Source organism: Pseudomonas sp. KNUC1026, from assembly GCF_021650705.1.
Taxonomy (GTDB): Bacteria; Pseudomonadota; Gammaproteobacteria; order Pseudomonadales; family Pseudomonadaceae; genus Aquipseudomonas.
Window position 1 is genome coordinate 4,785,852 of record NZ_CP087138.1, and the last position, 11,893, is coordinate 4,797,744.

Consider the following 11,893-nt stretch of genomic DNA (forward strand, 5'->3'; position numbering starts at 1 on the left):
GCCCCCCTTGGCCCGTCGAAGAACAACAACACAGGTGAAACCATGACCGACCCTCGACCCTTGCAACTGATGGCACCGCTGCCTGGGGTGCTGATCCCTCTAAGCGATGTCCCTGACCCGGTCTTCGCTGAGCGGGTGATCGGTGATGGCCTGTGCATCGACCCGACCGGCGAAACCCTCTGCGCGCCCATGGCCGGCGTCGTCAGTGACCTGCAGCGCAGCGGCCATGCCCTCACCCTCACCAACGACCAGGGCGTGCAGGTGCTGCTGCACATTGGCCTGGACACCGTGAACCTGGCCGGCGAGGGCTTCGCCGCCCAGGTCGAGCAGGGGCAAAGGGTGGAAGCGGGGCAGCCGCTGATCCGCTTCGATGCCGACTATATCGCCCTGCATGCACGCAGCCTGATGACGCTGATGCTGGTTGCCAGCGGCCAGCCTTTCAAGGCGCTGGCCAGCGAAGGGCAGGTCGAGGCCTTGCAGCCTCTGCTGCAAGTCGGTGCTGGCGACCAGGCCCCCCTCGCCGAGCAGGGCGCGGAGGAAGCGGTGTTTTCCGCAGCGATTCCGCTGCCCAACGCCAACGGCCTGCATGCACGCCCAGCGGGAACCTTCGCCCAGGCTGCCAAGAGGTTCGAGGCGCGCATCCGCCTGTATACCGAGCAGGGCAGCGCCAACGCCAAATCCCTGGTGGAGATCATGGCGCTGCATACTCGCCAGGGCGATGCGCTGCGCATCAGCGCCGCAGGCCCGGACGCGCAGGCGGCGCTGGCGGCATTGAGCACGTTGCTGGCGGAGGGTAGCGGTGAGGCCGTCGCGCCTGCCGCCGCCGCGCCCAGTGCTGCCCCGGCGGCACCCGGCGAACCTGGGCAGCTGCGCGGGGTCTGTGCCTCGCCCGGTGCAGCCTTCGGCCAGGTGGTGCAAGTGAGCGAGCGGTCCTTGGATCTGCCGGAAACAGCTGCCGACCCGGCCGCCGAGCGAGCCAGCCTGGCCCGTGCGCTTGCCGAGGCGATGCAGGCCTTGCAGGCATTGCAAGACAGCGCCGGTAACGAGGCTCAGGCGCAGATCTTCAAGGCGCACCAGCAATTGCTGGACGACCCCAGCCTGGTCGAGCAGGCGCACGCGCTGATCGGCCAGGGCAAGAGCGCCGCCTTCGCCTGGCGCGAGGTGACCGAGGCCACCGCAGCGTTGTTCAAGGCCGGTGGCAACACCTTCATGGCCGAGCGCGCGCTGGACCTGCAAGACGTTGGCCAGCGCGTGCTCAAGTGCCTGCTGGGCGTGCAGGACAACGGCTTGGCCCTGCCCGACCAGGCCATCCTGATCGCCGATCAGCTCACGCCCTCCCAGACGGCCGCGCTGGATACCCGCAAGGTGCTGGGCTTCGCCACGGTGGCCGGCGGCGCCACCAGCCATGTGGCGATTCTGGCGCGAGCGCTGGGCATCCCGGCATTGTGCGGGCTACCCAAGGCAGTGCTGGAGCTACCAAGCGGCGCCGCCGTGCTGCTGGACGCCGACCTGGGTGAGCTGCGGGTCGACCCCCCGGCGGCCGTAGTGCAGCAGTTCCAGGCCAGGCGCCAAGAGCAGCAGCAGCGCCAGGCCCACGAGCTGGCGCAGGCGCCCTTGGCGGCCAGCACCCGCGATGGCCACCGTTTCGAAGTCACGGCCAATGTGGCGTCGGTGCTGGAAACCGAACATGCCATGGCGCTGGGCGGGGAGGGTGTCGGGCTGCTGCGCTCGGAATTCCTCTACCACGAGCGTGCCAGCGCTCCCACCCCGGACGAGCAAGCCGCGGCCTACGCCGCCATCGCTCGCGCGGTAGGGCCATCGCACAACCTGGTGGTGCGCACCCTGGATGTGGGCGGCGACAAGCCCCTGGCCTACCTGCCCATGGACAGCGAGGCCAACCCGTTCCTGGGCATGCGCGGCATCCGCTTGTGCCTGGAGCGCCCGGATCTGTTGCGTGAGCAGCTGCGCGCCATCCTGGCCAGCGCCGGCCTTGCGCGGCTGCACATCATGCTGCCGATGGTCAGCCAGCTCTCCGAACTGCGCCAGGCGCGGCAGGTGCTCGAAGAAGAGGCCCGCGCAGCCGGGCTGCAGGCACTGCCCAAGCTGGGGATCATGGTGGAGGTGCCGTCTGCGGCGCTGATGGCCGACCGTTTCGCCCCGGAAGTGGACTTCTTTTCGATCGGCACCAACGACCTGACCCAGTACACCCTGGCGATGGACCGCGACCATCCGCGCCTGGCCAGCCAGGCCGACAGCCTTCATCCGGCCGTGCTGCGGCTGGTCGCGCGTACCGTGGAGGCTGCCCACGCCCATGGCAAGTGGGTGGGCGTGTGCGGCGCGCTGGCGTCGGAAACCCTGGCGGTGCCGGTGTTGCTGGGGCTTGGGGTGGACGAGCTGTCGGTCAGCGTGCCGCTGATTCCTGCGGTCAAGCAGGCGATCCGTGAAGTCGAATTGAGCCGCTGCCAGGCCCTTGCCCAGCAGGTGCTGGGCCTGGATAGCGCCGAGCAGGTACGCGAGGCCTTGCGCGGGCAAGCGCAGGCTGCGCGAGTCGTTTCTCACGTAATGGAGAGTCGAGTATGTTAAGGAAGCTGCAAACTGCGTTCTGGAAAGCGCTCACCCCGGACCTGGTACCCGACGGGCCTGGGCCCGTGGCGGCTGCCGCCGATCCCGAGCTGCCGGTGGCCGTGCTGAAGGCGCTGGGCGGTGCGGCGAACCTGGCCTCGCAACAGCGCGTGGCCGTCACCCGGCTGCGGGTGCAACTGCGCGACGCCAGCCAGCTGGACCCGCCGGCCTTGCAGGCGGCGGGTATCGCCAGCGTGATGGTGCTCGCCGAAGGGGTGGTCCACCTGCTTTCCCCTGTCCCCACCGCGGCGGCTGCCGCGCACTGATCCTTCGTCCATTTCTATACCTATTGACCAGATCCGGGGCGGAACCACCGCCCTCGCATCGAAGTTGGCCAACTGCGTGATAGTCAGAAACTTTCTACTGTGTAGAGGTCATGAGTATGCATGCTGGCGCTTTGTTCATTTCGTTCGATGCTGTCGCTGTTTCCGGTATTACTGTCGAAGCGTTGAAAACTGCCAAAAGCCTGGAACCCAAAGGCGTAACTTGTTACCTGGACCTGGGTTACGACATCAAGGTCGACAAAGGCAACTTCAATAAACCCTACGAGGAGGAAAACGCGCTGTACCGAAACGTCTTCACGCTGGTGCGCGTCGAAGACGTCGATACGCTTCCCCACTACAGCGCCGCGTTCATCGAGCAGGTGAACGAGGTGTTGATCAGGCAACGCAAAGCCGTTTCCGAGCAAGAGCGACAGCGCCTGCTCGAGGCCGTCAACGAAAGCGCCCAGGCGCTGGCCGTGCGCATGGTGCAGTTGTGGCAGCGGCTCAATATCCGCTACCTGATCGTCGAAAACGGCACCCTGCCGGAAAACATCATCTACACCCGGGCGCTGTACCTGGCGATCGACATCCACGGTGCGCGCCAGGGCTTGGGCAACTTCGTGATCTGGCGCGATCACGACCTGATGTGGAACAGCGAGCAGGGTGCTCTGAAATACGGCCCGGAGCCCTACCCGCATGCCGTCAAGCCGGTGCCCTCGCCCTATATCACCTATGTGACGCTCAACCAGCACCTCAAGCACAAGCTCGAGGCCTGGTGCGATCAGGCGGTGCAAGTGCAGGTGCGCAAGAATACCTACGACTTCGGTGGCCAGCGCAGCGGCCGCAGCCTGCGCCCGCAGCTAGACATTCGCGACAGCGACCTGCTCATCGCCCGCACCACCCGGATCATCGAGCAGAAGCGCCAGGACCGCGACATTCACCTGGTGGCGCGGCTGAACCGGCTGTTCGCCGAAGCCGGGAGCCAGCGCAAGGTGTATCTGGTGATCGCGGGCGACCCTCAGGAGCAGCCGGCCTATTTCCAGCAACTTCAGGCGCTGGCTGTGCAACTGCAAGTGGAGCCGTTCATCAAGTTCATTGGCTCCTTGCCCCACGCTGACCTGTGCCATGCCCCCGAAGCGATCCGCATCGAAGACCTCTACCACGCCTGCGACCTGGTGTCGTTCCTGACCTCCTGGGGCTACGACAGCTACGGCAACCCGGTGGGCGAAGCGATCAGCCACCAGCGGTGCTACATCACCACCGCCTATGAGTACTACCAGGAGGTGTACGGCCAATATGGTTTCGAAGCACCGGTGATGGCCGTTTCGCAGGAGGCCGATGGGCTGCCGGACGAAGCCTTCGTTCGAGCGGTTTACCAGTTGTTGAATGACCCGCCGCGCCGGCAGGCCATTGCCCAGAAGAACTTCGCCCTGGGCCAGCGAACGCTCTCCAACAACCTCATTGCAATGCTCGACTTCAACGCCGCAGGAGGCACCATGCGTGAACAGGTTTTTGTATCGGTGGTATTGCCGGTCTACAACGAAAGTGACCGCATCGACGCCGTGCTGCGTTCGCTGTATCAGCAGCAAACCCACAATGGGCTGATGACGCATGCCAGCTATGAACTGATCATCGTCGACAACAACTCCACCGATGATTCGGTCGCCAAGGTGGAGGCGTTCAAGGCCGAGCACCCGTCGCTGGATATTCATGTCATCCGCGAGACCACGCAGGGGGTGTCGTCGGCGCGCAAGTGCGGCATGGACTACGCCGCCATCCGCTCACGCGCCCGTGACCTGGCGCTGGGCACCCACCGGCGGCACTACATCGCCTCTGCCGACGCCGATTGCACCGTCGACTCCTACTGGCTGCATGCGCTGATCGAGAAAATGATGGCCGAGCAGGCAGACCTGGGCACCTGCAACTACTACTACGACCCCGCCGCCTTCGCCGAGCGGCCCAATCTGTTCAATGAAATCCAGAAGACCCTGCGTTGCCGGGGGATGTCGTTCTCGCTGTTCGGCGGCTTCCCCGATGGCAAGGGTTTCGCCGTGGAGCGGGAGCTGTACGAGCGAGTGGGTGGCATCGAGATCTTCTACCAGCTCGACCAAGGCCGCTTCGTCGAGCACCTCTCCGATGACTGGGACTTCGGCATCCGCGTGATCGCCTGGGGCGGCAAGCCGGTGTACGCCCACGGCTCGCGGGTGGAGATCAACAGCCGCCGGGTCGACACCCTGCTCGACGAGGTGATCACCGGCAATGCCTATGGGCGCGACGGCATCATCGTGATGAAGGACGTGCGCCCCGGCCAGCAACGCGGGCCGGGCTTCTGCGACACCAGTGCCGAGCAATCGCGGCAGGCCTGGGACTACTCGATCAAGGACTACGTACCCAAGAACATCGTGCTGCCGGTGCTGCTCAACCCGCAGTGGCTGCTGGAGCGCGAGGAGATCCGCGCCTTTTTCCACGGGCCTGTGGCCGACCGCCTCTACGAGCGGATCGCTCAAATCGAGCACGAAACCCGGGTCATCGACTTCAAACCGATCCACGCCTACAAGACCCCCGCCTACCGCCTGTATTTCGAGTTCCGCGACGAGCTGTTCAGTGCGCTGCGCCGCGCCGTGGGCGATGACATCGGCTACCCGCCGCCGCTGCCGGCCTGCTTCGAAGGCGTGGCGCCCGAAGACTTCTCACGGTTCGCCTACTACTTCTGCGAAGACCGCGAATCGGGCGAAGCCCACAACTACTTTGCCAATGGAGGGGTGTTCTGATGAATGCGCAAGCGCTCGGCTCGCTCAACGATCTGGACCCGAACTACCCGGTGCCACGGGTGTATGACTTTCTCGCCGACCCTGCCAACAGCGCGATGCTCGACTACGTGTACAACGACCCGTTCGGCTGCCACGTGTTTCCCGGCGACATCGAAGGCTACCCGCTGGGCCAGTTCTTCCAGGACATGAACCAGGAAATCGGCCAGGCCCGGCAGATCCACCTCTGGGCCTACATTCCCACCTGCCGCTACCGTTGCCACTTCTGCCAGTACCCGACGGTGATCCTCAACCCCAAGGCGCCTTCTTCGCAGCAAGTGTTCACCGATGTGGTGGACTACAACATCAAGGAAGCCAGCCTCTGGTTGCAGAAGGTGCCGGCCCTGGCGCATGCGCAGGTCGGGGAGTTCAACATCTTCGGCGGCACCCCCTCGCTGTTGCCCGAAGCCGAGCTGCGGCGGCTGATGGCGTTCTACCGCAGCCATTTCAACTTCGACGAAGCCACCCTGCGTTTCGAAGGTGAGCCGGGCACGCTCAACAAACCGTACCTGAGCCTGCTCAAGGAGCTGGGTTTCACCAAGATCAGCTTCGGCGCGCAGTCGTTCGACGACCGCATCATCTCGGCCTGCGGGCGCATGCACTCGGCCCAGGAGTGCGTCGACACCATCGAGTACGCCCGGGCGATCGGGCTGGAATGGGTGAGTGTGGACCTGATCTACGGCATGCTCGGCCAGGCGGTGGACGATGTGAAATACGACATGGAGAAAACCCTGGAGCTGGACCTGTCGCACGTGGTGATCGCCAAGCTGCACATGGAGGAGTTCATGAAGACCCGCACCGGGGTGTCGGGCGAGCGGCAGAGCCACTGGCAGCGCAAGGGGCTGATCAACATCGGCGACATGACCTTCCCCGGCCTGGGCAAGCAGTACCAAATGCGCGAGCTGGTCGAGCAATACCTGGCGCCGCGTTACCACGAGCGGCCGACCATGTATTTCCATCAACAGCACCAACCCCGGAAAAATGGAAAGGGCTGATCACCAACCTCGACACCCAGTACCCCGAGGTGGCGATCGGGCTGGGCGGCAGCTCCAAATGCACCCGCGCCGAAGCGATCAACATCACCGGCTACAACGCCTACAAACAGGCGCTGGACGAGGGCCGCCTGCCCATCGACCAGAGCCGCGGGGTGTCGCCGCTGCACCGAGAGGTCAACGCCTTCAAAATGGCGCTCTCCACGCTCATTCCGGTAGACGACCAGGTGTTCCGCCGGCGCTTCGAGGGCCGCAGCTACCACGACAACCCGATCATCAGCCAGGCCCTGCAAGGGCTGCAGGCCAAGCAACTGGTGTGCGTGGAAAGCGACCAGGTGCAGCTCACGCCCAATGGCGTGACCTTGGTCGAGGCCGTGATCAACACCCAATTCGCTGCCGCGCAGGCCTGAGGACCAAAGCCGATGACACATGACGACAACGCCGGCTCGCCGGTTTTCAGCTTCTATTACATCGCCATCGACACCGAGGCCGGTGTCACGCCGGAGCAGTTCGAAACCTTCGTGCGCGAGCAGGGGGTGAAGATCCCCTGCTACCCTGGCTGGAGCTGGACGCTGCTGCGCGGCCTGCGTGCCGAGCGCACCGGGCAGTACCTGATGCTGTTCGAAATCGCCAACGCCGCCCAGCGCGACCGCTATGTGGCGGCCGATGGCAACCAGACGCCGCTGGCCCGGCACTTCTGGCAAGAACATGCCCATGCGCGGCCGCTGATCGAGCAGTGGAAGCGCTACGCCACCTTCAGCGAGCTGCCGACCCTTTTCACCGACTACCGGCTGCTGGCCGAAAACATCCACAGCACCGTGCCGCCAGGGCCGCGCTACCAGGAGCGGCCCGGCCAGGCGCCGCTGGCGCGGGTGATCGGCATCCACACCATCGCCCTGCGCGCCGATGTGCAGCCGCACACCTTCGAAACCTTCATCACCGAGAACCACCACCGCATCGTCGACTACCCGGACTGGAAGTTCCGGCTGCTAAAGGGGGAGCGGGGCAACCGCCTGGACCCTTACGTGGTGCTGATGGAAATCGCCAACCTGGAGGCGCTGGATGCGTTCTACCCCGAGCCGGACATCGCCACCGACAAGGCGGCGGTGTTCGCCCAGGCGAACCGCGACACCAAGCAGATGTACGAAGAGTGGAAGCAGCTGGCGTCGTTCTCCGGCTCGCCCCAGCTCTACACCGATTACCTGGCCGTAGCGCAGAGCCAAGGGGGATGAGCATGGACCGGCCGGTTGTTTCCAACCTTCGCCAGCAGCACGCCACACGCGGGGTGTTCTTCGTCGCCGGGCTGGCCATGGCCGCCTGGGCGCCGTTGATCCCCTACGCCAAGGCGCGCCTGGGCATCGACGAAGGCACCCTGGGGCTGTTGCTGTTCTGCATCGCCGCCGGCTCCATGCTGGCGATGCCGCTGGCCGGGCGAGCCATCGCCCGTTTCGGCTGCCGGGTGTTGATCCTCGCTTGCGCCGTGGCGTTCTGCGCGGTGCTCCCGCTGATGATGCTGGCACGCTCGCCGGTGGAGATGGGCGTGGTCCTGCTGCTGTTCGGCGCCGCCAACGGCTTGCTCGATGTGACGATGAACGCCCAGGCGGTGCTCGTCGAGCGAGAAAGCGGGCAGGCGCGGATGTCGGGCTTTCACGGCTTCTACAGCCTGGGCAGTGTCGCCGGGGCAGGGGGCGTGAGCCTGTTGCTCGCCGCTGGTGCCGGGCCCTCCTTGGCGGTGGGTGTGGTGGTGGCCGTGATCGCGGCGATCGGCATACCGGCCCGTGGCGCGCTGCTGGGCGTGCGCCCTGGTGACAGCGGCACGGCTGGCGGAGCCTGGCAGGCACTGGCCCGGCCGGGGCTGCTGTTCATCGCCGGGCTGTGCTTTTTCATCTTCATGATCGAAGGCGCCATGCTTGATTGGTCTGCCGTGCTGCTGCACAGCCAGCATGGCCTGGCCACGGACCGCGCGGGCCTTGGCTTTACGCTCTACGCCACTGCCGTGGCGCTGGCCAGGCTCTCGGGGCGACCGCCTGGTGAACCGGCTCGGCCGGGCCCTGGCGTTGGGCCTGGGCGCTGGCTGCGCGGCAGCAGGGCTGTTGGTGATCGTGTCGTTCGCCGAGCCCGGGCTAGCCCTGGCCGGTTTCGCCCTGGCCGGCGTGGGCCTGGCCAATATCGTGCCGGTGCTGTTCAGCAGCGCCGGCAACCACCCCGGCTTGCCTTCGAGCACGGCCCTGGCGGCGGTCACCCTGGTCGGCTACACCGGCCTGCTCAGCGGCCCGGCGCTGATCGGCATGGTGGCCCGCCACATCGGCTTGCCCGCCGCCTTCAGCGCCGGCGTGGTGATCCTGCTGCTGGTGTGTGCCAGCAGCCGATTCATTTCCTTTCCTCGCACACAGGCCATGGAGCTTTCATGAACACTCCTTCCCCGGTTTTCAGCCTGCACTACGTGGGCCTGAACCTGAAAAAAGGCGTTACCGCCGATGACTTCGAACAGTTCGCCCGCGAGCAGGGCACGGCCATTCCGGCGTACCCGGGCTGGCGCTGGACGCTGCTCAAGGGCCTGCGCGGGGAGCGGCAGAACCAGTACCTGATGCTGCAACAGGCCCCCAGCGCCGAGGCCTACGGGCAGTACATCGACGCCCAGGGCGACCCGACCCTAATGGCCCGGCAATTCTGGCAGGCAAGGCCGCAGGCCACCGAGCTGATCGCGCAGTGGAAACGCTTCTGCACCTTCGCCGAGCGCCCGACCATCTTCTCCTACTACACCCAGGTGGCCGAGAACGCCGCCAGCACCTTGGCCGACGGCCCCAACTACCAGGCCAGGCGCGGCCAGCCCCCGGTGGCGCGGGTAGTGGGCCTGCACAACCTGGCGCTGCAACCGGGCGTCACCCCCGAGACCTTCGAGCACTTCATCACCAGCAACATCCACCGCATCGCCGACTACCCTGGCTGGAAATTCCACATGCTCAAGTGCCAGGGTGGCAGCCGCCTGGACCAGTACCTGGTGATGCTGGAAATCGAAAGCCTGGAATCGCTCAATGCCTTCCACCCAGAGCTGGACGTTTCCACGCCCAAGGCCTTGGCCTTCGTCGAGGCTCACCAGGATGCCGAGCGCATGAACGACGAGTGGCGTGAGCTGGCCTCGTTCTCCGGAGCGCCGCAGTTGTATACCGACTACATCAGCGTGGCCGGCAGCGCCGATTCCTGAGCAGCTCAGCGGAAGGGGTGCAATGCCCCTTCCTTGACTGTTACGGCCCGCCATTGCGGCCGGCTTCCCCGCCTTGCATCAATCCCTCCCTCACCTGATACGCCTGGCCCGGCGCGAGCCTGCGAACCGGCCGCTCAACGGCGGGGATTGTGCGCCGGTTCTCAATTAGGCGATGCGGCAAATGTATCCACACTGAAACACCTGACGAACGGGCTGGGCCTCCGAAGGACGAGCCTCTAAAATGCCGCCCGCTCAAATGATGACGCTTTAACATTACATGGAAGTAAAATGAAACACCTCGTAGTAGCCGCCGCCTGCCTGCTCGCCAGCCTGGCCGCCCACGCCGCCCCCACTCCCGGCGAACAAGACCTGCTGCTCGAACGCCAGCAGCGCCTGCTTGACGACCAGCAACGCCGCCTCGACGACCTGCGCAACCTGCCCGGCGAAAAAAAAGCCGCACCCGCTGCGCCAAGCGATGCGCCTGCCCGTTGCTTCACCATCGAGGGTGTACAGTTCGAAGGCATCACGCTGCTGCCGCTGGCTACCCAACGCCGCCTGGTCGCGTCGTACGAAGGCCAATGCGTAGGCGTGCCGCAACTCAACGACCTCCTCAAGGCCATCACCGGCGAATACATCGCCCGCGGCTACGTGACCAGCCGCGCCTACCTGCCCAGCAAGATCTGGGCAGCGGCGTGCTGCGTGTGCAAGTGGTCGAAGGCAATCTGGAAGGCGTGGCCCCGGCCCAGGGCAGCCAGCTCTCGCCACGTGAAGTGGGCATGGCCTTCCCCGGCCACGAGGGCGAGCCGCTGAACCTGCGCGAGATCGAGCAGATGGTCGACCAGCTCAACCGCCTGCCCTCCAACCAGGTGCAGATGGACCTGCTGCCCGGCGAGCAGGTCGGTGGTAGCCAGGTACAGGTCAAGAACACTCCGGCCAAGCCCTGGCGCGCTTCGCTGTCACGCAACAACAACGGCCAGCGCAGCACCGGTGAGCAGCAGTGGGGCGCGGGCCTGGAGTGGGACAACCCGCTTGGCCTTGCCGATCAACTGCGCCTGCGCGGCGGCCATGATGCGGTAAGCGACCACACCCGCACCTCCAGGAACGGCAGCATCGACTACAGCGTGCCTTGGGGCTGGTGGACCTTCGACTACAACTACAGCCAGAGCGACTACCGCTCCAACATTAATGCCCAGGGCCAGACCTTTGCCCAGACCGGCGACAGCCAGACCCACAGCGCCCGTGCCGAGCGTGTGATTCACCGCGATGCCCTCAGCAAGACGTCCCTCAGCACCGGGCTTTCGGTGCTGCGCGCCAACAGCTACATCGACGACACGCGCCTGAACCTGAGCAGCAACCGCATCACCGAGGCGCAGTTCGGCTTCAACCACGGCCGGCGCATCGGCACCGCGTTCGTCAACCTTGACCTTGGTTGGCAGCACGGCATCGGCGCCTTCGACGCCCAGGGTGAAGGCGACCCCGGCCCGGGCGTGCCCACCGCGCGCTACAACAAATACACCGGCACCCTGAGCTACCTGCAAGGCTTCGACCTGTTCGGCGAACGCCTGCAATTCACCAGCCTCGGCACCTGGCAGCACAGCGAAGACGCCCTATACAGCCCGCAGCGCATGAGCCTGGGCGGCCAGGCCTCGGTGCGCGGCCTCAAAGACCAGTACCTGACCGGCGACACCGGCGGTTACTGGCGCAACGACCTGCGTTGGGTACGCCCGGTCACCCAGCCTGCGTTGCAGCCGCTGTTCCAGCAGTACGGCGCCGGCATCGGCTACGACCAGGGCGTGATCGAGCACGGCCGCTACAACAGCGGCGCCAGCGGGCGGGTCACCGGCAACGCTTTCGAGCTGTTCGCCCGCGGCCAGCATGTGGCCGTGAGCCTCACCTTGGCCCGCTCGCTGGAGCGCCCCGAGGCGCTACCCAAACGCGAGCACCCGCTGTACTTCAGCGTCGACTTTTACCTGTAACACCGCTTAGCGCTCTTTAAAGGAAACG

Annotated in this window: 7 protein-coding genes and 1 pseudogene; all 8 read left to right on the forward strand. The window is 65.6% G+C overall.

Features of this window, described 5'->3' with window-relative positions:
- The first annotated feature begins 42 nt into the window (after window positions 1-42).
- The gene (gene ptsP / locus LN139_RS22535; protein ID WP_236357117.1) at window positions 43-2,583 is read left to right on the forward strand and encodes a phosphoenolpyruvate--protein phosphotransferase; all 2,541 of its coding nucleotides are present in this window, start codon (window positions 43-45) and stop codon (window positions 2,581-2,583) included.
- Window positions 2,577-2,888, forward strand: coding sequence for a PTS transporter subunit EIIB (locus tag LN139_RS22540; protein WP_236357119.1), 312 nt, complete (start codon window positions 2,577-2,579; stop codon window positions 2,886-2,888). The genes ptsP and LN139_RS22540 overlap by 7 nt, the downstream gene beginning before the upstream one ends.
- Before the next feature lie 110 nt (window positions 2,889-2,998).
- Entirely contained in the window at window positions 2,999-5,656 is a 2,658-nt protein-coding gene (locus LN139_RS22545; protein ID WP_236357121.1) for a glycosyltransferase, read from the forward strand.
- On the forward strand, window positions 5,656-6,687 hold the full coding sequence (locus tag LN139_RS22550) for a radical SAM protein (RefSeq protein WP_236357123.1): 1,032 nt from the start codon (window positions 5,656-5,658) through the stop codon (window positions 6,685-6,687). Before LN139_RS22545 ends, LN139_RS22550 begins: the two co-directional genes overlap by 1 nt.
- Before the next feature lie 29 nt (window positions 6,688-6,716).
- Entirely contained in the window at window positions 6,717-7,094 is a 378-nt protein-coding gene (locus tag LN139_RS22555; RefSeq protein WP_236357125.1) for a hypothetical protein, read from the forward strand.
- Between the two features lie 12 nt (window positions 7,095-7,106).
- Window positions 7,107-7,916, forward strand: coding sequence for a hypothetical protein (locus tag LN139_RS22560; protein ID WP_236357128.1), 810 nt, complete (start codon window positions 7,107-7,109; stop codon window positions 7,914-7,916).
- A gap of 2 nt (window positions 7,917-7,918) precedes the next feature.
- On the forward strand, window positions 7,919-9,889 hold the full coding sequence (locus LN139_RS22565) for an MFS transporter (RefSeq protein ID WP_236357130.1): 1,971 nt from the start codon (window positions 7,919-7,921) through the stop codon (window positions 9,887-9,889).
- A 288-nt stretch (window positions 9,890-10,177) separates the two neighbouring features.
- A pseudogene (locus LN139_RS22570) lies at window positions 10,178-11,865 on the forward strand (ShlB/FhaC/HecB family hemolysin secretion/activation protein).
- Window positions 11,866-11,893 lie beyond the last annotated feature (28 nt).

Excerpts from the sequence above, each read along its gene's own strand:
- ptsP (WP_236357117.1), top strand. The coding sequence starts at position 43 with ATGACCGACCCTCGACCCTTGCAACTGATGGCACCGCTGCCTGGGGTG.
- LN139_RS22540 (WP_236357119.1), top strand. The coding sequence starts at position 2,577 with ATGTTAAGGAAGCTGCAAACTGCGTTCTGGAAAGCGCTCACCCCGGAC.
- LN139_RS22545 (WP_236357121.1), top strand. The coding sequence starts at position 2,999 with ATGAGTATGCATGCTGGCGCTTTGTTCATTTCGTTCGATGCTGTCGCT.
- LN139_RS22550 (WP_236357123.1), top strand. The coding sequence starts at position 5,656 with ATGAATGCGCAAGCGCTCGGCTCGCTCAACGATCTGGACCCGAACTAC.
- LN139_RS22560 (WP_236357128.1), top strand. The coding sequence starts at position 7,107 with ATGACACATGACGACAACGCCGGCTCGCCGGTTTTCAGCTTCTATTAC.
- LN139_RS22565 (WP_236357130.1), top strand. The coding sequence starts at position 7,919 with ATGGACCGGCCGGTTGTTTCCAACCTTCGCCAGCAGCACGCCACACGC.